Genomic DNA, 20973 nt, shown 5'->3' with positions numbered 1-20973 from the left:
TCGCGGAGGTCGGCGGTGCGGATGTCGACGGTTCAGAGGTCCACCGTGAAGATCACCGCGCTCCCGGCTTCGGCGGCCCGGCGATAGAACTCCTTCAGGTCCGGCAGGAACGGCTCGGTGTACGCGATGTCGGCCTCGTCGGCGGTCCCCTCGTAGTCGACGAACTCCAGCTCGGCGAACCGCCCGCGCAACCACGGCCCGTCCAACGGAGCCAGTGCCGCGGCCACGTCCCGCACCTCGTCCGGGGACACGTAGACGACCTCGTAGTCGTCGCCCTCGTGCAGCAGGTAGCCGCCCAAAAGTGTGTGCGACAGCGGGTATTCGCCACCCTCGTAGGTCAACGTGCCGTCGGTCAGGCAACGGTGGAGGGCATCCCACGCCTTGTCCAACTCGGTGAGCCGAGACCGGTCCCAACGCTCCTCGGCCTCCTCGACGACCGCCATGACGGCCGCGTCGTCGTCCGCCGCCAGGAGTCGTCGCGACGCCTCGGCGTCCACCGCGAACAACACCGCACGACCACCCATGTCAGCCCTCCACCCACCGATGTCGGCACCAGGATGCCGGCCGGGTCGACGGGTGGTCGGCTCGGGAGGGGGTCAGGTCGTGGCGAAGCGGTCGAGGGCGGACAGGATCGTGGCGCGCATCGTGTCGCTGCCGAGGTGGCCGGCGTCGTCGATGACCTCCAGCGTGGCATCCGGCCAGGCTCGGGACAGGTGCCAGGCGGTGTCGAGCGGGCTGCTCAGGTCGAGGCGGCCGTGGATCAGTACGCCCGGGATGCCGGCGAGCCGGCCGGCCTCGCGGATCAGGACACCTTCGGGCAACCACGCGCCGTGCGAGAAGTAGCGCGCGGCGATCCGGACCAGCGCCGTGCGGGCCGCCGCCGGCCGGCCGCCGTACACGTCGGGCCGGCCGTTCGGTTCGCCCCCGACCACCGCGTCCTCCCACGCGCACCACTCCCGCACCGCGTGCTCGCGCACCGCCGGATCCGGGTTCTCCACAAGGCGGGCATAGGCCGCGACCGGGTCGTCGCGCTCGGCCTCGGGCACCACGTCCCGGAAACGCTCCCACTCCGCGGGCAGGAAACGCCCGACCCCGCGATACAGCCAGTCGATCTCGACCCGACGGGTGGTGGTGACGGCCGGGATGACGATCTCGGACACCCGCTCGGGATGGCGCTGCGCGTAAGCCAGGATCAGCGTCGACCCCCACGAGCCGCCGTACAACAACCAGCGTTGCACGCCCAGGTGTTCGCGCAGCCGCTCGATGTCGGCGAGCAGATGCTCGGTGGTGTTGTGCCGCATGTCGGTGTCCGGATCGCTCGCGTGCGGTGTGCTGCGCCCGCACCCGCGCTGGTCGAAGAGCACGACGCGGTAGCGACTCGGGTCGAACAGTTGCCGCACCCCCGTCGAACAGCCCGATCCCGGACCGCCGTGCACGACGAGCGCGGGCTTCCCGGCGGGGTTGCCGCAACTCTCCCAGTAGACGCGGTTGTCGTCCCCGACGTCGAGCATCCCGTGCTCATAGGGCTCGATCGGCGGATATCGAACGGTCACGGTGTTCCCTCGGTCGAAGAGGCGGGTGGGCAGGGGCCGACTCTATTACAACAGCGCTGTTATATTTACCGCCATGACCCCGCCATCCCCGACACCGCCCGTCGGACCGACCCCCGGCCCGGAACTGCTCGGGACCAGGCTGCGGCACCTGCTCGACGTCCTCGACGCGGGTGTCGGCGCGGCCTACGCCGACCTCGGTCTGGCCGGATTCCGCCCCCGCTACACGCCCGTCGTCCGGGTCCTGACCGCACACGGGCCCGCCTCGATCCGCGACCTGGCCGCCGCGATCGGCGTCACCCACTCGGCCGCGAGCCAGACCGTGGCGCACATGGCCAAGGCCGGCCTGGTCACCCTCTCCCCCGGCGCCGACGCCCGCCAACGCATCGTCACCGCCACGCCCGAGGCCGAACGCCTACGGCCCGTCCTGGACGCCGAATGGGCCGCCACCACCACCGCGGCCCGCGCCCTGGAGGCCGAACTCCCCTACCCGCTCAGCCGATTGATCGACGAGGCACTGACCGCCCTGGACCGCCGCCCGATGCGGGACCGGATCGCCGACGTCATGGCCGCGCGCGAGGAGCAGCCGCGTCCGGACTCACTCGCCCAAAAAACCGGACCCGTCAGCGCCCCGGCTCGAACGACTCGACCCTGAACCCCGCCGGCAACATGCCCGATCCGATGGTCCCGGCCAGTTGCCGGGCATCCGCCTCCGTATAGGTACCGGAGATCACCGCGGCCCCCGGGATCGCGGATCGCACCATCGGGGCGACCAGCACCCGGCCGTCCCACACGATCGCGACCCGGTTGGTCGGCTCCTCGCGCCGCGCCGCGTCGGCGGTGAGCGTGGTGAAGGCGGCCTGGCCCTTCTGCGTCCAGTCGAGCTGTATCTCCCAACCGCCCGAGCCCTGGAGCGACGCCTTGGCCTCCGCCTTCGCCACATCGGTCCCGGTGATCACGGCGGGTGCCAGCGTGTACTTCTCCATCGGCTTGTCGTCGCAGGCCACGATCGGCGCGGCGGGATCGTCCACGCGCGGCACCGCCGGATCGCCGCACTCCGGCCCGCCCGAGGGCGCCGCCGTACCGCCCGGGCCGCCGGTCGCGGGCGGGTACGGCGTCACGGCCGTCACGGCGCGCACGCTCAGCTGTCCGGTGTGCGCGATCGCCGCGAGTCGCTGCCGGGTGTCGTCCCCGGACGGCTTCACCGCGACCCGCACCACCAGCGCGCCGTCCCGCACCGTCACCGACTTCACCGGCAGCCGCCCCGCGCTCGCCCGTTTGCGGATGGTCTCCGCCGAGGCCGCCAACTGCCGCTCGTCCAGCGCACGTTCCGGAACCAGCCGGGCCTCGGCGAAGTCCCGGCCGGATGCCTCGTCCACCGGCTTGGTGTGGTCGCCGTCCTTGAACTTCACCGGGTCGTCCGACGAGCACCCGGCCACCCCCAGTACGGCGGCGACGGCGACGGTGGCGACGAAGGACCGGGCGGCGCGGCGCACATGCGTTGGCTGAGTCACCCGCCACACCATGCCGGCTCGCCGAGCCGGTCGGAAACGCCTCCGCCGCCCACGAACCCGCCCCCGGGAGGCCCGCGCCGGCCGATCCAGGGATGATCCCGGCCGAAAAGGGCACCTGTCCCGGATGTGATGCCCGCCGGTCCGCCCGGTCCGCCCGGTCCGCCCGGAGCGGACGGGTGCGGCCGAGTCGACGTGCGAGGAGACAACCGTGCTGGACAACCGCAACCTCCGTGAGCTGATCCGCCGGTGGCGGGCCACCCCGCAGAGCACCGTCGCGCTCTTCGCCGAGGCCGACGCCGCGATCCGGGCGACCCTCGCGACGAAGGAGCGGGTGTTGTACCCGGCGGTCCGCAACGCCGACGAGCAACGCACCGGGTACGTCGACGCCGCGATCGCGCAGGGTCGCCGGATCGAGGCGTTCCTCGACTCGGCCGCGCGAATCGGCCCGGAGGGCCCGGGTTTCCACGACGAGGCGCAGGACGCGGCGTCCGCGATGGACGGCCTCCTCCTGCACGAACAACGCGACCTGCGCCCCGCCCTGGACCACCTCTCCGAGAACGAGCAGAACCGCCTCGACCGCGACTACGAGGCCGCGTGGGTGGAGGAGAGCACCAGGGCCGCCGCCCGCCACCGCGCCTAGTACCGACCCCGACCCCCGCCGGCGACCCGGAAATCGTCGCCCCCGATCGTGGTCGCCCCGCTACCCTCGCCGGCGTGAACAATCGCGAGCGCAAACGACTGTCGGCGCTGCTGGTGGCCGCCGCCGGGCTGGGCCGGTTCGCGGCGGCGACCGCCGCGTTGCGGGCGGGCGCCGATCCGGAGCGGGCCGACCGGCACGGCACCACGCCCCTGTACGCCGCCTCGGTGCACGGCGCCGCGGACGTGGTGGCGCTCCTGCTCGGGGCCGGCGCCGCGCCCGACACCGAGAGCGGGCACGGCGCCGAGGGCACCCCCCTGTGCGCGGCGGCCTGTTGGGGGCACACCGAGACCGTTCGCGAACTCCTCGCCCACGGCGCGGATCCCCACCTGCGCGAGGACAACGGCACCGGACACACCCCGCTGCAGTGGGCCGAGATCGGCTCCCACACGGACACGGCGGCCGTGGTGCGGGCGGCGCTCGCCCGGGCGGACCACAGCACGACGAGGTGATGGGCGAGGATGGCCGGCTCAGGTGTTGTGCTTCTCCACCTCGGTGACCACCAGTTCGCACATCTCGTGGGTGCGCAGCACGTCGTCGAGGTCGGGGAAGGCGCCGGTGCGGATCGCGTCCAGGAACGACAGTACGAGCTGCTCGATTCCGCGTTGCCGGGCGATCGGCGTCCAGTCGCCGCGCCGCCGGGCCGTCGGCAGGCCGCGGTCGTGGTCGACCACGTCGGCCAGGTTGTACACCTCGCGCATCGTGTCCCGGCCGGAGACCTCCAGGATCTCCTCGTTCGACCCGCTGCGAAGGTTGAGCGTGCCGATCGCGCTGAACCCCGCGCCGGACAGGTGCAGGACGAAGTGTTGCGCCAGCCCGTCCACGACCCGCGCCCGCACGTCGACGTGCTCGATCGTGCCCGGCGCGAGGAAGCGCAGTGTGTCGACCACGTGGATCAGGTCGTCGAAGACGACGGTGCGCACCTCGCGCGCGGTGTCGACCCGGTTGCGCCGCACCACGATCAGATCACGCGGCAACTCCCGGCTCGCCGCGTAGGCGGGCACATGGCGACGGTTGAAGCCGACCATCAGGCCGACGCCGCGCTCGCGGGACAACTCCAGCAGGCGCGCGCTGTCGGCCAGGGTGTACGCCAGCGGCTTGTCCACGAACGTGGGCACGCCCGCCTCCAGCAACCGGGTCACCAGCGCCGGGTGCGCGGAGGTGGCGGCGTGGACGAAGGCCGCGTCCAGCCCCTCGGCGAGCAGCCCGTCGAGGTCGGCGTGGCAGTGCTCGGCGGGCACGCGGTACGCGGCGGCGATCCGGCGCAGCGTCTCGGGCGTACGGGTGTGCAGCCGCAGGTCGAGGTCCGGCAGTGTGGAGAGCACGGGCAGGTAGGCCTTTTCCGCGATGTCGCCCAAACCGATGACGCCGACCCTCATCCGAACCCCTCGCGTAAGTGCGCCGCCGGGCCGGATGCCCGGGTCATGGCGTGGTCAGCATAGGGGTGCCCTCGCGGCGCAGGGCTCCCGGATCCACGCTCGCCGGCTCCGGCCCGCGTTCCGCGCGCAGGCCCGACGGTTCGGCGGCGGCCGCGGTGGGCGCCCGCGCCGCGATCAGGGTGGCAGCGCGGGCGAGGCCGGCGGCGCGTGCCCGGCTGGTGATCACGTTCGGCCCAGCGATCCGGGTGCGCGTGGGCGACGGGCGAGCGACGCTCTCCACTCGAATCGGCCACCGGCTCACGGTCGGGGCCACCCGGATGGCATATGGCCGTACGGCCGACGCGGGCCGCCCGAGGCCGGCTCGGGCCCGGTCGGCCGGCGTGTGTGCGGCCCGGCCCGGGGGTGGTCGCGGCGTGGGGCGCGGTTGCGGGCAGGCGCCGGCTCGACTCTCCTGGAACCCTGGGCCGTCTTCCATCCCCGACTCGCCGCCCACGGCCCCGTCCCCACCCGCCCGACCCGGACCGCGCCCGACCCGCGCGCCCGGGCTTCCGCCATGAGCGGGGGCGATCCGCGAGCCGCGCGGCGCAGTCGTCGCCGCGAGTCCCGCGAGTCGCCTCCTGGTGCCAGAGACCACCGAGCCAAGGGAGAGTCTCCGTGAGCGTGCCACGTACCGCGATCGTCATGCCCGGTGTCGGCTCCTATGTGCCGGGCGCGTTGCGCCGGCTCCAGGATCGACCCGCCATCCGCGACACCCTGGACGAGGTCGACGACGCGGTGGGCGACCGGGCCACCCTGCCGGCGTCGCGCCTGCTCGTCGATCCCCACGCGCCGGACGCGCACGAGTTGATGGATCGGCACGAGCTGGCCCTGCATCTGGCCATCTACGCGGGGGCGCTGGCCGCGTTCCGGTTGTTGGAGGGCGACTTCGGGGTCCATCCCGACGTGCTGCTGGGGCACAGCCTGGGCGAGATGGCGGCGCTGGCCGCCGCCGGGGTGTTCACCGCGGGCGACGGGGCGCGGTTGTATCTGGCGCGGGCCGCGGCGTGCACGCTGTACACCTGCGATCCGGGTGGGCTGCTCACTCTGCGGCTGGCCCCGGGGCACACCCTGGAGCTGCTGTGTTCGGCGCAGTTGCCGGGGCTCGATCTGGCCTGTGACAACTCGGCGGAGCATACGGTGGTCTCCGGGCCGGACGAGTCGTTGGCGACGTTCGCCGCGTTGGCCGAGCGGCGGGCGGTGGCCTCGAAGCCGCTGACCGTGCGCACCCTGTTCCACAACCGGTTGCGCGAGTCGGCGGCGACCGAGTGGCGTCGCCTCGGTACCGATGTCGAGTTCCACCCTCCGCGCTATCCGGTGTTGTCGCCGCTGCTCGGGCGCGATTACGCCGACGAGCGGGAGTTGCGCGACGGCGTGGTCGGGCAGTTGCGGCACCCGGTGCGTTACCGCAACGCGGTGACCACGTTGCGGGAGCGGGGGATCGAGTTGTTCGTGGAGACCGGGGCTCGGGACGTGCTGGGGGCGTTCGCGCGGGCCGCCGATCCGCGGGTGCGTACCGCGGTGCCGGTGGCGGCCGGCGCCGATTTCGCCGCCGTCGCGGGCACGCTGCGCGCGTACGGGTTGTCGTCCCTCGACCCGGCCGCGCTCGCGGGTCCGTCGGGGGCGCCCGCGGGCTGAGCGCGGGAGACGGCGGCGGTGGCGGCGAGGAGGGAGCGGCTTGCACAGGGATGTCGACCCGGCGGACGACGAGTTCGACGTGGGCGGACTGCTCGGCGCCGACTCGCGGTTGTCGGTGCGCGCCCGGCTGCGGCTGTTCCACCGGGTCCTGGCCGAGACCAAGGCGCCGATCGGCATCCTGGACCCTCGGTTGCGGCACGTATACGTCAATCCGGCGATGTCCGCGATCGACGGTCGGCCCGCGAGCGAGCAGGTGGGACGGTCGATCGCCGAGGGGTTTCCCGGCCTGGAGGTGCCCGAGGACCTGCTGCGCGCGGTACTGGCCGACGGGGTCGCGCGCGAGACCACGATCAGCGGCGTCACCACGGTGCACGGTCTGCCGCAAAAGCGCTGGTGGCATGCCGCGTATCACCGCCTCGACGACGAGAGCGGGGTGTTCGGCGTGGTCGGGATCCTGATGGAGACGACCCGGTCGCGGCGCACCCAACTGGCCCTGGACCAGGCACACCGTCGGCTCGCGCTGCTCGATCGGGCCGCGCTGGAGATCGGCACCACCCTGGACACCGACACCACGTGCCGCGAACTGGTCGAGCTGCTGGTGCCGGTGCTCGCGGACGTGGTGGGTGTGGAACTTTTGGAGCCGGCCGACCCGGACCAGGACAGCGGTCGCTCGCGCCCGGCGCCGGACACCGTGCGGCTGCGCCGGGCCGCGTGGACGTCGATCCCGGAGCTGCGCCATCTCGGCGCCGTGCTGGGCCGGCCCGGCGAGCACATCGACTATCAGCCGGGCGCGGACGTGGCGCGCGTGGTGCGCACCGGCGCCACCGTGGTGGACAACCGGCCGCCCGACGACCGGTTGCGGACCACCGCGCCGGACGCGTCGCGGGTGGAGGTGTACCGCGAGGCGGGCCTGCACTCGGCGCTGATCGTGCCGTTGATCGCGCGTGGCGAGATCATCGGCTCCCTCAGCCTGATCCGCGCCGGCTCCTCGCCGCCGTTCACCGAGGACGACGTGGAGATGGCCCGTGACCTCGCGTACCGGGCGGCGACGTGTGTGGACAACGCGCGGCGCTACTCGCGCGAGCACGGTGTCGCGCTGGCCCTGCAGCGCGCGTTGTTGTCCCGGCCCAAGGTGCCGCACCCGGATGTGGAACTGGCCACCCGGTATCTGCCCGCCGGGCGCAGCGCGGAGGTGGGCGGGGACTGGTTCGACGCGATCGCGCTGCCGCGCGGGCGCACGCTGCTCGCGGTCGGCGACGTGATGGGGCACGGCGTGCAGGCGGCGGTGGACATGAGCCACTATCGGGCGCTGCTGCGGGTGTTGGCGGCCGGCGGGTTGGCGCCGGAGGAGATCCTGGTCCGGGCCGACCGGATGAGCCAGGAGGCGGAGTTGGAGCGGGTGGCCACGTGTCTGCTGGTCCTGATCGACCCGCGCGCGGGCATCTCCACGTTCGCCAACGCGGGGCATCTGCCGCCGCTGCTGATCGCACCGGGCGGGGCGAGCCGGTTGTTGCGCCTGCCGACCGGTCCGCCGCTGGGCACCGGGTGCGGGGGTTACGCGTCGTACATCCGGCCGGGCGTGGCCGGCGGGGTGCTGATCCTGTACACCGACGGCCTGGTGGAGCGTCGGGACGAGGACATCGACGCGTCGCTGGCCCGCCTGGCGTCGGTGCGGCTGGCGTCGGACGCGCCGTTGGAGTCGCTGGTGGACACGATCCTGGACCGGCTGGTGGTGCCGCCCGTGGAGGACGACATCGCGGTGGTCGCGGCCCGGTTGTCGGACACGGGCTCGGTGCGGGAGCGGTAAACCCCCCGCCGGGCGCGTTCCACCCCCACGCCCGGCGTGATCCACCGTTCGGCGGCGAGCAGTGGCGGGCGATTCGGCGGCTTTTTACGTTCCTTGTAGCGGAACTCCCCCTTGAGCCCGGTCTGTCGGGTTCGGGTTCCGGCTGCCCATTGGAGGACGAAATGCGCTGTGCCCGTCTCGCCGTCGTCGGCACGATCGTCGGTCTCACCGTATGCGGTTCGGCAGGCGCGGCGTTCGCCGCCGCGCCGATGCAGGCCGATTCCGGTCGCCCCGGCGACACCGTGTTGTTGTCGGATGACAAGCACTGCACCGCGAACACCGCGACCGCGACCTCGGAGGCGTTCACGTCGTCGGTCACTCTCACCCGTTCCGGCGACGAGGTCAAGGGTCAGGCGACCATCAAGGACGTGGCCACCGGCGACTACGAGGTCAAGGTGGTCTGCGGTGAGGGCCAGGAGCTGATCGGCAGCCTGCACGTGATGGGCGGCGCGCCGACCGCGCCGTCCACGGCCGGCTTCGGTGGCACCCAGGGCGCGGACCCGGCGCTGCTGGCGGTGGGTGGTCTGGTGCTCGCGGGCGCGGCCGGCACCGGCTTCGTCGCGCTGCGCCGTCGGGCCGCGAACCCCGCCTGACCGATGGCTCGTTCCGTACCCGAGGCACCCGAGGGCGCCGCGGATCGGCAGCACCGACGCAGTGGCCGTCGCCTGGTCTGGGCGGCGGCCACCGGCGCGCTGGCGATCTGCGGCTCCGGTCTGTTGTACGCCGGGTTCGACGCCGACCGGCCGCCGCCGCGCCCGCCCGCCGCGGCGGCCGTGCCGGTCCCCGGGCCGGCTCCGGGGCCGGTGGGCGCGAGCGCGGGGCCGGCGGGCGGCGCAGAGGCGCCCGCGCCCGCGCCGGAGGCGGCGCCGATGCGCGCGTCGTTGCCGACCCGGATCCGGATCCCGGTGCTGGGCATCTCGGCGCCGCTGGCCCGGGTCGGTCTGGACAAGGACGGCGGCATCGACGTGCCCGCGCAGGGCGAGCGCAACCTGGCCGGCTGGTACCAGGGCGGCGTCACGCCCGGGCAGAAGGGCACCGCGTCGATCGCCGGGCACGTGGACACCGCGGCCGGCCCGGCGGTGTTCTATCCGCTCGGCGCGCTCCCGCGCGGGTCCCGGATCGAGATCGATCGTGAGGACGGCAGCGTCGCGGCGTTCGAGGTGGACGGGGTCGAGGCGTTCGCCAAGGACGCGTTTCCCACCGCGCGGGTGTTCGGCGACGCGGCCCGGCCGGAATTGCGGCTGATCACCTGCGGTGGTCCGTACAGCAAGAAGAATCACTACTCCGGCAATGTCGTCGCTTTCGCCCACCTCGTCCCGTAGAGCGTCGTATCCAGTCGTATCCATATGTCCGTGTGCGGGTAAACGAACCTGCCATTACCTGGCGGGAATTGGCCGACGACTACACCGGGCGATGTCGATCATGGGCCGGCGCGATTTTGGGTCTTGCCAATAAAAAGGGGAACTGGAAATAATCCGATCACCCAATCCAAACGGCCCTACCCGGCCGGGAGAGGAGACGTCATGATGCGTCTCGCCGACCGCCTGCTCAACCGCATGACCCAAAAGGTCACCGTGGAAGCCGGTTGTTCGACCCGCTACTACTGCCAGAACGGGTACTACTACCTGCGCGTCTGCTGCCTCAACGAGGGCTGTCAGACCACGCTGATCGCCAAGGGATGCTGACGATCCACCGATGACCCCGTCGCGGGCGGGGCAGGCCCCCAACCCTCCCCGCCCGCGGCGACCCCACGAAATCGCTCTCCATCGCTCTCGCGACGACAGCTTTCCCCGGCGCAATTACTTCCTCCCGCAATAACGTACATCGGGATTACTGCCGTCAATTTCGGGACCCGACCCACGAGGTCGACGTCCCGAGGATCACTCGACCACCGCTTCCGGCACGGAAGGACGAACGAGCCCACCCGACTCGACGGCGGGCCGCGATGATTTCGCGCGCGCTGTTTCCGTGCGCCATAAAAGGGGGTGCCCATGGGGTATGTATATGTGGGCTGCGCATGTCTGGTCGGCCTGGTATTCGTCACCTCGGCGGTCTCGAAGCTCCGGGATTTCGCCGGCTTCGTCGCGTCGGTGCCGCGACTGGTGCCGATGCCGATCGGGCGGGCCCGGCCGATCGCGGTCCTCGTGGTGGGTGCGGAGACGGCGGTGCCGATCCTGGTCGCGTTCCCGCCCCTGGGCGCACTCGGGTTCACGGTCGCGGCGGTGCTGCTGCTCGCCTTCACCGTCGCGATCGCCGGCGCGCTGCGGCGCGGCCGGCGCTCCTCGTGCCGCTGCTTCGGCGCCTCCGACGCCCCGCTGGGCGCGCGTCACCTGGCCCGCAACGCGGTCCTGCTCGCCGCCGCCTGCGCCGGCGCCGCAGCCGCCATGCTGGGCGCCGCCGACTCCCCGCCGCTCGCCGGCGGCCTGATCGCGGGCGTGGCGGGCCTGGTCGGCGCACTTTTGATCATCACCCTCGACGACATCGTCGACCTGTTCGCAAGGACTGCCTGATGCCCTACCTGGTCGCCGCCGTGGTCCTGCTCGCCCTGATCACCGCGGTCAATCTGCTGCTCACCCTGGGCGTGATCCGTCGACTGCGGGAAACATCGAGTCCGGCGCACGGCGGCCACGCGCCCTCCCACCCACCCGCGCACGGGCTGCCGCTCGGCGCGCGACCGGAGATGTTCACCGCGACCACCACCGAGGGTGAGCAGGTCTGCGACTCCGATGTCTACGGCATGGTCGGGTTCTTCTCCGCGCAGTGCGAACCCTGCCACACCCTCGCGCCGCGGTTCGCCGAGCAGGCCCGGGTCATGGGGCGGGAGCGGGTGATCGCGGTGATCGCGGGCGAAGACCCGGAGTTGGCGGCCATCCTCACCCCGGTGGCTCGGGTGGTCCGGGAGGACTACGACGGCGCCGTGCAGGCGGCCTTCCACAACAGTTGGACACCCTCGGTGTACCTGCTCGGGCGGGATCGGCGCGTGGTGGCCAGTGGCGGGCGGATGGCGGACCTGTTCAGCGAAGCCCCCGCGTGAGCCCACGGATATCCACCCGCGAGGCGGCCGGCGCCGCGCGGGTGGGGCTGGCGCTGATCCTGCGCGCCGCGCCCGGTCAGGCGATCGGGTCGCTTGCGGCCACCATCGGCCTGGCGGGTCTGCCGATCGCCACCGCGTGGTCGACCAAGCTGGTGCTCGACCGGCTGGCCGACCCGCACGATGCGATCACCACGCCCGCGCTCGCGCTCGCGTTCATCGGGCTCGCCGCGACCGTACTGCCCGGCCTCGGCCGCTATCTGCACGCCCAGGTCGGCCGGGCCACCGGCGTGCTGGCCACCGATCGGCTCTTCGGCGCGGCCGAACGCCAGGTGGGGCTGCGCCGGTTCGAGGACCCGGCCTTCCTGGACCGGCTGCGGCTGGCCAAGCAGAGCACCACCAACGTCGGCGGCCTCGTCGACGGCGCCGGCAGCACCGTGCAGGGCGCGCTGACCCTGGTCGGCTTCATCGGCTCGTTGTTGATCCTCAGCCCCACCATGACCGCCCTGGTGCTGGTCGCGGCTGTGCCGGTGCTGATCGCCGAGCTGCGCCTGTCCCGCATGCGGGCCGCGATGATGTGGGACAACGAGCAGGTGCACCGCCGGGAGTTCTTCTACGGCGGGCTGCTGACGGGTGTTCAGGCGGCCACCGAGATCCGGCTGTTCGGGATCGGGCCGGTGCTGCGGGCCCGGATGATGGGCGAACGGCGGCGCGCCAACGAGGCCGAACGGCGCATGGATCTGCGCGAGTTCGTCACCCAGGCGGCACTGGGCGCACTCGGCGCCGTGGTGGCCGGTGGCGGCCTGTGGTGGGCGGTGACGGCGGCCCACGACGGCAGGCTCACCATCGGCGACGTGGTGATGTTCGTCGCCGCGCTGACCGGTATCCAAAACGCGCTGAACAGCCTGGTCGCCTCGATCGCCGCCACCTACGGGCAACTGCTCGGCCTGACCCACTACGTCGCGGTGTCCCGGGCCGAACCCGACCTGGTCTCGGCGACCGCCGAACCGACGGTGGTACCCGCGCCCGGAGCGGGCATCGAGTTCCACGACGTCTGGTTCCGCTACAGCGAGGACCACCCCTGGGTGCTGAACGGGGTCGACCTGAGCCTTCCGCACGGCCGCGCGGTGGCCGTGGTCGGGCTCAACGGCGCGGGCAAGAGCACGCTGGTCAAGCTGATGTGCCGGATGTACGACCCGACCCGGGGCCGGATCACCTGGGACGGCGTGGACCTGCGCGCGATCCCGCCCGCCGCACTGCGCGAGCGGATCAGCGCGGTGTTCCAGGACCACATGAACTACGACATGAGCGCGGCGGAGAACATCGCGCTCGGCGACCCGGCCCACCCAAACGACCGGGACCGGATCGTGGCCGCCGCGCAACGGGCGGGCATCCACGAGAAGTTGGCCGCCCTGCCGCGCGGCTACGACACGCTGCTGACCCGGATGTTCTTCAGCGAGGCGGACAAGGAGAACCCGGACACCGGCGTGGTGCTCTCCGGCGGCCAGTGGCAACGGCTGGCCCTGGCCCGCGCGTTCGTCCGCGCCGGGCGGGATCTGATGATCCTGGACGAGCCGAGTTCGGGCCTGGATCCGCAGGCCGAGCACGAGGTGCACACCCGGATGCGCGAGTACCGCGAGGGCCGCACCAGCCTGCTCGTCTCACACCGGCTCGGCGCGGTGCGCGACGCCGACGTGATCGTGGTGCTGGCGGCCGGCCGGATCGCCGAACAGGGCTCGCACAAGGAGTTGCTCGACCGCGAGGGGCACTACGCGAAACTCTTCCGGCTCCAGGCCGCGGGATATCAGGAGGCGAAGTGAGCGCACGGGTGCACAGGCGCACGGTCGTGGCGGCCGGGACGGCGGTCGGGGCGCTGGGCGGGGCGGCGCTGTGGTGGGTGCGGCGGCGCTATCTGGTGGCCACGGTCGAGGGGCCCAGCATGGAGCCCACGCTCGCCCCGGGCGATCGGCTCCTGGTGCGGCGCGGTGTCCGGGTCCGCGCCGGTCAGGTGGTGGTCGTCCTGGTGCCCAATCCGGCGACGCTGCCCGGACTGCCGCCCGAGCTGCGGGAGTTGACCCCGGAGGAGCTGGCCGCGCTGCCGATGCGGCCGGAGTTGGCCCCGCGGCCCGCCGGTCGGCTGATGATCAAGCGGGCGGTGGCGGTGGGCGGCGATCGGGTGCCCCGGGAGCGGTTCCCGGTGCTGCGCGACGTGGCCGAGGAACGTGTGCCCGAGGGCGCGCTGGTCGTGCTGGGCGACAACGCCGCCGCGAGTTGGGACTCGCGGGCGTACGGCTTCGTGCACCGCGATCAGGTGGTCGGCGTGGCGGTGCGCCGGATCGCGCCGTCGGGCGGGGCGGCGCGCACCTCGCGTGAGGGGCTGGCGTGGACGGCGCCGGCGTACGAGGATGAAGGGGCGCGGGAATCGGACACGATGGACGGCGCGTGGCGCGGGATCGAACCCCGTTGGTTCGACGCGTACCGCGACTGATTGCCGCGACTGGTCGCCGCGGCCGTACCACCGTGAGCGGATACGCCGAGTTCGGCGAATGTTCAAGCACCGTTTCCCTCAACCTTTCGACCGTGGATCGCGACAGGATCTTGGGCGTCCCGAAAAGCGAAAGGTTGTGTCCTTCATGCCCACCATCCACCGCCTGCGCACGATCGCGCCGGCCGTGGCCGGAGTCGTCGCCGCCACCGCCCTGCTGTCCGGCTGTCTCGGCAGTGACAAGAGCGACAAGAGCAGCAAGGCTCCCTCGTCCTCCGCGACCGCGTCCACGAACGCGAGCGCCACCGAGAAGGCCACCACGAGCCCGACCGGCAAGGCGACGGGCCTGCCGAAGCCGACCGGCTCCGCGAGCAGCTCGGCCGACGTGATCGACGCGTTCACGTACAAGACCGGCCAGTGCATCAACCAGAACGGCACCAAGACCCAGGACGTCCCGTGCAGCAAGTCGCACAACGGCCAGGTCGGCCGGGCCTTCGACCTGCCGTCCACGGTCACGCCGGAAACCCCCGGCTACGAGGACAAGGTCAGCGAACTGTGCGAGCAGTACGTCGGCCCGATCGTCGACCGGCAGCCCGCGTCGCCGAAGATCACGTTCTCGTTCACGTACCCGCTGGACATGGAGTCGTGGCGACACGGCAACCACCAGGCCGCGTGCATCATCGAGCGCGAGGACAAGTTGCCGCTCACCACGATCATCAAGTAGCACCGATTCCGGTGGTACCGGTCGAGGCATAGCGGCCCCCGGCCCCTCGACCCGCCGAGCCCCGGCCGGATCCGGCACGTCGCGCACGCCCCCTCGCGACGCGCGCCGTTGCATCCGAGCGCACATCATTGGTCGAGCCCCCGTGACTCCCCACGGGGGCTCGATCATGTCGGGGGCCCCTCCCGGGGCCCGGGGTGCGGGGGCCTCGCGGGGGGCGCGGGCCTCCGCTTCAGCAGGCGCCCTTGTACAGGTACTTGCCGACGTCGGGCTGGTCGACGTTCTCCTTCGTGACGGCGATCAGGTCGGTGGAGATGGCCTTGGGGACCGGCTTCTTGTCCAGGGCGGCCACGGCCTGTTCCACGCCCTGAGCGCCGATGTCGAAGGGCTTCTGGGCGATCAGGCCCTGGATGGAGCCCTTGCGCAGCGCCTCGACCTGCTTGGGGGTGGCGTCGAAGGCGATCAGTTTGACCTGGCCGGCCCTGCCCGCCTGCTCGATGCCGGTGGCCGCGCCCTCGCCGCTGAAGACGTTGGCGGCGAAGATCCCGACCAGGTCGCGGTGCGAGGCGATGGTGGAGGTGACGATCGAGGCGGCCTTGGCCGGGTCGTCGTCGTTGTACTGCACGCCGAGATAGGTGATGCCCGGGTGCTTCCTGATCTCGGTCTCGAAGCCCTTCAGGCGGGCGTCGGTGGTGGAGATGCCGGGCTTGACGCTGATCGCGGCGACGGCGCCGCGCTCCTGGACCTGGGCGGCCAGGGTCTGCGCGGCGAGCATGCCGCCGCGTTCGTTGTCGGAGGAGATCGCGGTCTCTCGGATCGAGGCGTCGTCGAGCTTGGTGTCCACCTCGATCACCTTCGCGCCGCGCGACTTGAGCTGCTGCTCGGGTTGGCGCATGGCCTGGGTGTCGGTCGGCGCGATCAGCACCGCGTCCGGGCTCTTGGCCGCGACCGCGTTGACCACCGGGGTCTGGAGCGAGGCGTCCCACTTGTCCGCGCCGGTCACGTCGAGCTTGACGCCGAGTTCCTTGGCCTTCTGCTGCGCGCCGCAGGCCATCGAGATGTAGAACTCGTCGCCCTTGACGCCCTGGACGAAGGTGATCTTGCGCCCGCCCCCGGAGCCGCCGCCGTCGTCGCTGCATCCGCTCAGGGCGGCGACCGCGGTCAGGGCGATGGTCACGGCGACGTAGGTCGGTGTCTTCATCGGGCAGTGCCTCCTGGCGGTGGTGGGGCGATGCGGGGTGGTGGGGGCGGTGGTCGCTCGACAACTTCCTCGTGGTTCAACGGCGTTGGCGACCGCGGCGGCGCAACTGGTCGGCGTACACGGCGGCGATCAGGACGGCGCCGACCGCGACGCTCTGCCAGAACGGCTGTACGCCGAGGATGACGAAGCCGTTCTGCAGGATCGCGGGGATGAACACGCCGATCAGCGTGCCGACGACGGTGCCGATACCGCCGAACAGGCTGGTGCCGCCCAGCACCACGGCCGCGATCGCGCCCAGCGAGTCGTTGGCGTGGCCGCCGATCGTGGTGGTGGTGAAGCGGGCGAGGGACAACACGCCGGCGAGGCCGGCCAGAGTGCCCGACAGGGCGTACACCGCGATCATGTGCCGGTCGACGGGGATGCCGGCCCGGCGCGCCGCCTCGGCGTTGGAGCCGACCGCGTAGGTGCGGCGGCCGAATCGGGTGGTGCCGAGCACGAGCGCGCCGACCGCGGTGACGAGGAGGGCGATCACCACCAACCAGGGAACGCCCAGGATGCGGCCGTTGCCGATGGTGTCGGTGAACCGGGTGGGCACGCCCCGGACATCCTGACCCTCCGTCATCACCTGGGCCAGGCCGAGCGCCATGCCGAGGCTGCCGAGGGTGACGATCAGCGCCGGTACCCGGGCCTTGGCGATGAGGAATCCGTTGAACGCGCCCCACGCGGCACCGGCGGCGAGGCCGGCGAGTACGCCGAGCAGGATCGCGCCCCAGCCCGCGTCCGGGCCGGAGACGGCGGTCATCGTCTTGGCCGCCGCGACGCCCGCGAACACCAGGACCGAGCCGACCGAGAGGTCGATGCCGGCCATGATGATCACGAAGGTCATGCCGACGCCGATGATCAGCAACACGGCGGCGTCCGTGGCCACGTTGCGCAGGTTGAACGTGGTCGGGAACTGCGACGGGCGCATGATCGAGAAGGCTGTCACCAGGACCATCAGGACCAGGAAGGTCCACCAGGTGTTGGTACGGGCGAGGCGGGGCCACAGGACGGTGCGGGCGAAGGCGACCGCGGCGTGTGAACGGGGCGTCGAGGCGGGGTCCACGTCCGGCGGTTCGGGGTGATCGGCGCGACGGCCGTCGGATGGATTCGCGGGCCGGGCATCGGGGTTGGCGCCCGGCTTGGCATCCGGGTTGCCCTCGTGTTTGCCGTCGGGTCGGCCGTCGGGCTTGGCGTCGGGTCGGGCGTGCGGGTTGTCGGGCGTCTCGTCTCGCGGCGGGTGGTCGGGGTGCTCTTGGGAGTTCGGTGTGGTGGCCGTGTCGTCGCGGTTCATGCCGGCGCGCCTTCCGTGTCGAGTGTGTCGAGCGCGCCGGTCATCGCGCCGACCAGTTCCTCCACCGTCGTGTCCGCCGCAGACAGACTCGCCACCCGGCGGCCGAGGCGCAACACCTCGACGCGGTCCGCGACCGACAACACCTCGGGCATGTTGTGGCTGATCAGCACGACCGCGATGCCGTTGTCCCGGACCCGGCGGATCACATCGAGCACCCGGCCGCGCTGGAGTACGCCGAGCGCCGCGGTGGGCTCGTCCATGAAGATCACCTTGTCCGCCCAGGCGACCGCGCGGGCGATGGCCACGCTCTGCCGCTGGCCGCCGGACAACGTCCCGATCGGCGCGTCCACGTCCTGGAGTTCGACGCCGAGTCGGGCGAACGCCTCGATCGCCCGCGCCCGCATCGTCGCCTTGTCCAGCACGCCGAGGCGGCCGGCCAGGCCGCGACGCAGCAGTTCGCGGCCGAGGAAGAGGTTGGCCGGGCCGTCCAGGTCCGGGGCCAGGGCCAGGTCCTGGTACACCGTCTCGATGCCCAACCCCTGGGCGTCGGTGGGGCGTTCCATGTGCACCTCGCGGCCCTCGAAGAGGATCCGGCCCGCGTCGGGGCGTTCGGTGCCGGCCAGGGTCTTGGTCAGGGTGCTCTTGCCCGCGCCGTTGTCGCCGATCAACGCGACCACCTCGGCCGGGAAGACCGAGAAGTCGGCGCCGCGCAGGGCCTGCACCTGGCCGTATCGCTTGACCAGGCCGCGACCTTCGATCAGGGGTTGCACGTGCCCAACTCCTTCGGATTGTCGGGTCGTTCCCCGCGAGCCGGCTCGGCCGGACCAGGCGGGCGCCACGCGTTCGCACATGTGTCGGGACGGGGACGAGGGGATCCGCGCCGCCTGCCGCTGACAACGGTGTCAGTACAGTGCCGGCCATACCGGCGGGTGTCCAGGGGTTGCGCCGCCTCGAATGAGGCGGAAATCGGGTGTGTATTACGACGATTGCCCCGACAGGTACCGCCGAACGCATGGCCGCCGAGGACGATCGGGTCGGGATGTCGACAGCGCGGGGTGCGACGGGTACGGTCCGCATGACAACGATGTCAGAGGGAGCGTGCGGCACATGGCAGCTGAACCCCGGTCGGAACCCTGGCCAAACTCCCCCGAGCACACGGCCCGGCTCGACGCGGAATGCGACCGGCTGATCCGCTTCGCGACCGGCGCCAAGTTGACCGGTGGCGGCTTCGGTTGGCTCGACGACGTCGGCCGGCCGCTGCCGGACGGGGTGGTGCACACGTGGGTGACCGCGCGGATGACCCACGTGTTCGCCCTGGCCCGACTGCGTGCGGAGGCGCGCGGGTCGGCGTTCGACGCCGCCGAGGCGGGCGCGCTCGTGGCGCACGGGATCGCCGCGCTGACCGGGCCGCTGCGCGACCACGAGTACGACGGTTGGCATCCGGTCGTGGATCGCGCCGGGCGACCCGCGCCGGGCGACGCCGACCCCGAACGGCCGGACGGCAAGCGGATGTACGACCACGCGTTCGTCGTGCTGGCCGCCGCGAGCGCGTGCGCCGCCGGTCATCCCGAGGCACCCGCGCTGCTCGCCGAGGCCCTCGACGTGGTGGAGCGCCGCTTCTGGGAGGAGGACCGCGGCGCGTGCGCCGAATCCTGGGACCGGACCTGGGCTGTCGGCGAGCCGTATCGGGGTGCCAACAGCAACATGCACGCCGTCGAGGCGTTCCTGGCCGCCGCCGACGCCACCGGCGAGGCCCGCTGGCGCGAACGCGCCCTGCGAATCGCCGAGCGGGTGGTGCACGAGCACGCCCGCGCCAACCACTGGCGGCTGATCGAACACTTCGCCGCGGACTGGACCCCCCTGCCCGAGTACAACCGCGAGCGCCCCGCCGACCCGTTCCGTCCCTACGGCGCCACCGTGGGCCACTGGTTCGAGTGGTCCCGGCTGCTGCTCACGCTGGCCGAGGCGCTGCCGGAACCACCCGGGTGGCTGCGCGCGGACGCGGTGGCGCTGTTCGACGCGGCGGTGCGGGAGGGGTGGCACGCCGACGGTCGGCCGGGGTTCGTGTACACCGTCGACTGGTCGGGGAAACCGCTGGTCCGGACCCGGATGCACTGGGTCGCGGCCGAGGCGATCGCGGCCGCGGCGGCGCTGCGTCGGGCCTTGGGGGACGCCGACTACGATGACTGGTACCGAGTGTGGTGGGAGCATGCCGACGCCGTATTCCTGGACCGGGAGCACGGCGGCTGGCATCACGAACTCGACGCCGACGCGCGGCCCTCGGCCGACGTCTGGCGGGGCAAGCCCGACGCGTACCACGCGGTCCAGGCGACCCTGCTGCCTCGGCTCCGGTCCGCACCGACCATCGCGGAGGCGCTGCGTCGTCGGGCCGTGGGGTGAGCGCGGTCCCATCCCCCTTCCCACGCGCAACACGCAACACGCACCGTGAGTGCCGGGTGTGAGCCCGGTCGCCCGAAAGGAATGCGATGGCCGGCCCGACGACACCGGAGCGACCGCGCGGGCGCGGGCGCTCCACGATGAAGGACGTGGCCGCCCTCGCCGGCGTGGGGATCAAGACCGTCTCGCGGGTGATCAACGGCGAGCCGAACGTGAGCGCGGTCAAGCGACAGGCGGTGTGGGCGGCGGTCGCCGAGACCGGGTTCCGCCGCAACGACAGCGCCGCACAGCTGCGTTCCGGGCACACCTCCAGCATCGGCCTGGTGCTGGAGGACGCCGCGGATCCCTTCTCGTCCGCGCTCACCCGCTCCATCCAGGACATCGCGCACCAGCACGGCACGGTGTTGTTCAGCGCGTCGTCGGCGGAGGATCCGGACAAGGAGCGCGACCTCGTGCTGGCGCTGTGCGCCCGGCGGGTGGACGGGCTGATCGTGGTGCCGGCCAGCGGCAGCCATACCTATCTGCTGCCGGAGATCGAGGCGGGCATGGTGTGCGTGTTCGTCGACCGGCCGCCGGGCGACATAGAGGCGGACACGGTCCTGGTCGACAACGTGGGCGGGGCCCGGACCGGGGTCGGGCATCTGGTCCGCCACGGGCATCGGCGGATCGCCTTCATCGGCGACCGGCTGGAGATCTTCACCGCGCGCGAGCGGGTGCGCGGATACCGCGAGGCGTTGACCGAGGCAGGCATCGACATCGATCCGCGCCTGGTGTACAACGGGCCGCCCTACGGCGAGGAACTGCGCGCGTGGTTGCGGGCGATGCTCGGCGGCGCCGATCCGGCGACGGCGGTGTTCTGCGGGAACAGCCGGTTCACGGTCGAGACGGTGCGCGAGATCCGCCGCTCCCCGGTACAGCCGGCCCTGGTCGGCTTCGACGACTTCGAACTCGCCGACATGCTCACGCCGGCGGTGACCGTGGTCGCCCAGGATCCGTCCGGCCTCGGACAGGCCGCCGCGCAGTTGTTGTTCCGGCGGCTGGCGGGGGATCCGACCCCGGTCCAGCACGTACACATGCGCACCCGGCTCATCCCCCGGGGATCGGGCGAGGTGGGGCCGTGACCGGGCGAGACGCGAGGTCGGCGT

23 protein-coding genes are annotated in these 20973 nt (G+C 72.4%); 15 read left to right on the top strand and 8 right to left on the bottom strand.

Annotated features, from left to right (window positions below; all coding sequences use genetic code 11):
• Positions 1 to 32: 32 nt before the first annotated feature.
• On the bottom strand, positions 33 to 524 hold the full coding sequence (locus tag ACH4XV_RS24960; protein WP_395793368.1) for a DUF1877 family protein: 492 nt from the start codon (positions 522 to 524) through the stop codon (positions 33 to 35).
• Positions 525 to 596: 72 nt separating this feature from the next.
• Positions 597 to 1553: a prolyl aminopeptidase gene (gene pip / locus ACH4XV_RS24955; protein ID WP_395793366.1), complete on the bottom strand. Its 957-nt coding sequence runs from the start codon at positions 1551 to 1553 to the stop codon at positions 597 to 599.
• A gap of 73 nt (positions 1554 to 1626) precedes the next feature.
• Here pip and ACH4XV_RS24950 point away from each other — a divergent pair, with 73 nt between their 5' ends.
• Positions 1627 to 2205: a MarR family winged helix-turn-helix transcriptional regulator gene (locus tag ACH4XV_RS24950; protein WP_395793364.1), complete on the top strand. Its 579-nt coding sequence runs from the start codon at positions 1627 to 1629 to the stop codon at positions 2203 to 2205.
• Here the strand turns inward: ACH4XV_RS24950 and ACH4XV_RS24945 are convergent.
• Complete coding sequence (locus tag ACH4XV_RS24945) at positions 2174 to 3064, bottom strand: SecDF P1 head subdomain-containing protein (protein WP_395793362.1); 891 nt, start codon at positions 3062 to 3064, stop codon at positions 2174 to 2176. The two genes, ACH4XV_RS24950 and ACH4XV_RS24945, sit on opposite strands and share 32 nt — an antisense overlap.
• Before the next feature lie 208 nt (positions 3065 to 3272).
• On the opposite strand from ACH4XV_RS24945, the gene ACH4XV_RS24940 reads away from it, so the two are divergent.
• On the top strand, positions 3273 to 3704 hold the full coding sequence (locus tag ACH4XV_RS24940; protein ID WP_395793360.1) for a hypothetical protein: 432 nt from the start codon (positions 3273 to 3275) through the stop codon (positions 3702 to 3704).
• A 74-nt stretch (positions 3705 to 3778) separates the two neighbouring features.
• On the top strand, positions 3779 to 4213 hold the full coding sequence (locus ACH4XV_RS24935) for an ankyrin repeat domain-containing protein (protein ID WP_395793358.1): 435 nt from the start codon (positions 3779 to 3781) through the stop codon (positions 4211 to 4213).
• Positions 4214 to 4231: 18 nt separating this feature from the next.
• Here ACH4XV_RS24935 and ACH4XV_RS24930 read toward each other — a convergent pair whose 3' ends face one another.
• Together ACH4XV_RS24930 and ACH4XV_RS24925 are read right to left on the bottom strand one after the other, a co-directional pair.
• The gene (locus ACH4XV_RS24930; protein ID WP_395793356.1) at positions 4232 to 5140 is read right to left on the bottom strand and encodes a Gfo/Idh/MocA family protein; all 909 of its coding nucleotides are present in this window, start codon (positions 5138 to 5140) and stop codon (positions 4232 to 4234) included.
• A 43-nt stretch (positions 5141 to 5183) separates the two neighbouring features.
• Complete coding sequence (locus ACH4XV_RS24925; RefSeq protein WP_395793354.1) at positions 5184 to 5366, bottom strand: hypothetical protein; 183 nt, start codon at positions 5364 to 5366, stop codon at positions 5184 to 5186.
• A 428-nt stretch (positions 5367 to 5794) separates the two neighbouring features.
• Here ACH4XV_RS24925 and ACH4XV_RS24920 point away from each other — a divergent pair, with 428 nt between their 5' ends.
• The 10 genes from ACH4XV_RS24920 (at position 5795) to ACH4XV_RS24875 (ending at position 14900) form a co-directional block, all read left to right on the top strand.
• Positions 5795 to 6814 (top strand): ACP S-malonyltransferase, encoded by a 1020-nt coding sequence (locus tag ACH4XV_RS24920; protein WP_395793352.1) that lies wholly within the window; start codon positions 5795 to 5797, stop codon positions 6812 to 6814.
• A gap of 40 nt (positions 6815 to 6854) precedes the next feature.
• Entirely contained in the window at positions 6855 to 8621 is a 1767-nt protein-coding gene (locus ACH4XV_RS24915; RefSeq protein WP_395793350.1) for a SpoIIE family protein phosphatase, read from the top strand.
• 161 nt (positions 8622 to 8782) lie between these two features.
• The gene (locus ACH4XV_RS24910) at positions 8783 to 9253 is read left to right on the top strand and encodes a hypothetical protein (protein WP_395793348.1); all 471 of its coding nucleotides are present in this window, start codon (positions 8783 to 8785) and stop codon (positions 9251 to 9253) included.
• 3 nt (positions 9254 to 9256) lie between these two features.
• The gene (locus tag ACH4XV_RS24905; RefSeq protein WP_395793346.1) at positions 9257 to 9982 is read left to right on the top strand and encodes a class F sortase; all 726 of its coding nucleotides are present in this window, start codon (positions 9257 to 9259) and stop codon (positions 9980 to 9982) included.
• Positions 9983 to 10183: 201 nt separating this feature from the next.
• On the top strand, positions 10184 to 10345 hold the full coding sequence (locus tag ACH4XV_RS24900) for a hypothetical protein (protein ID WP_380003951.1): 162 nt from the start codon (positions 10184 to 10186) through the stop codon (positions 10343 to 10345).
• Positions 10346 to 10651: 306 nt separating this feature from the next.
• On the top strand, positions 10652 to 11170 hold the full coding sequence (locus ACH4XV_RS24895) for a MauE/DoxX family redox-associated membrane protein (RefSeq protein ID WP_395793344.1): 519 nt from the start codon (positions 10652 to 10654) through the stop codon (positions 11168 to 11170).
• On the top strand, positions 11170 to 11694 hold the full coding sequence (locus ACH4XV_RS24890) for a peroxiredoxin family protein (RefSeq protein WP_395793342.1): 525 nt from the start codon (positions 11170 to 11172) through the stop codon (positions 11692 to 11694). Before ACH4XV_RS24895 ends, ACH4XV_RS24890 begins: the two co-directional genes overlap by 1 nt.
• The gene (locus ACH4XV_RS24885; RefSeq protein WP_395793340.1) at positions 11691 to 13511 is read left to right on the top strand and encodes an ABC transporter ATP-binding protein; all 1821 of its coding nucleotides are present in this window, start codon (positions 11691 to 11693) and stop codon (positions 13509 to 13511) included. The genes ACH4XV_RS24890 and ACH4XV_RS24885 overlap by 4 nt, the downstream gene beginning before the upstream one ends.
• The gene (locus ACH4XV_RS24880) at positions 13508 to 14179 is read left to right on the top strand and encodes a S26 family signal peptidase (protein ID WP_395793338.1); all 672 of its coding nucleotides are present in this window, start codon (positions 13508 to 13510) and stop codon (positions 14177 to 14179) included. The genes ACH4XV_RS24885 and ACH4XV_RS24880 overlap by 4 nt, the downstream gene beginning before the upstream one ends.
• Positions 14180 to 14324: 145 nt before the next feature.
• The gene (locus tag ACH4XV_RS24875; protein ID WP_395793336.1) at positions 14325 to 14900 is read left to right on the top strand and encodes a septum formation family protein; all 576 of its coding nucleotides are present in this window, start codon (positions 14325 to 14327) and stop codon (positions 14898 to 14900) included.
• Between the two features lie 229 nt (positions 14901 to 15129).
• Here ACH4XV_RS24875 and ACH4XV_RS24870 read toward each other — a convergent pair whose 3' ends face one another.
• The 3 genes from ACH4XV_RS24870 to ACH4XV_RS24860 form a co-directional block, all read right to left on the bottom strand.
• Entirely contained in the window at positions 15130 to 16098 is a 969-nt protein-coding gene (locus ACH4XV_RS24870) for an ABC transporter substrate-binding protein (RefSeq protein ID WP_395793334.1), read from the bottom strand.
• A 76-nt stretch (positions 16099 to 16174) separates the two neighbouring features.
• Complete coding sequence (locus tag ACH4XV_RS24865; protein WP_395793332.1) at positions 16175 to 17431, bottom strand: ABC transporter permease; 1257 nt, start codon at positions 17429 to 17431, stop codon at positions 16175 to 16177.
• Entirely contained in the window at positions 17428 to 18201 is a 774-nt protein-coding gene (locus tag ACH4XV_RS24860) for an ATP-binding cassette domain-containing protein (RefSeq protein WP_395793330.1), read from the bottom strand. Before ACH4XV_RS24860 ends, ACH4XV_RS24865 begins: the two co-directional genes overlap by 4 nt.
• Positions 18202 to 18538: 337 nt before the next feature.
• Between ACH4XV_RS24860 and ACH4XV_RS24855 the strand changes: the two genes are divergently transcribed.
• Both ACH4XV_RS24855 and ACH4XV_RS24850 read left to right on the top strand, forming a co-directional pair.
• Complete coding sequence (locus ACH4XV_RS24855) at positions 18539 to 19831, top strand: AGE family epimerase/isomerase (RefSeq protein ID WP_395793328.1); 1293 nt, start codon at positions 18539 to 18541, stop codon at positions 19829 to 19831.
• Between the two features lie 86 nt (positions 19832 to 19917).
• Positions 19918 to 20949, top strand: a complete 1032-nt coding sequence (locus tag ACH4XV_RS24850) for a LacI family DNA-binding transcriptional regulator (protein WP_395793326.1) — start codon at positions 19918 to 19920, stop codon at positions 20947 to 20949.
• Positions 20950 to 20973: the final 24 nt, after the last annotated feature.

Source organism: Embleya sp. NPDC020630 (assembly GCF_044334985.1).
Taxonomy (GTDB): Bacteria; Actinomycetota; Actinomycetes; order Streptomycetales; family Streptomycetaceae; genus Embleya.
The sequence above is the reverse complement of the archived record's forward strand: the minus strand, read 5'-3'. Positions and strand labels throughout refer to the sequence as shown.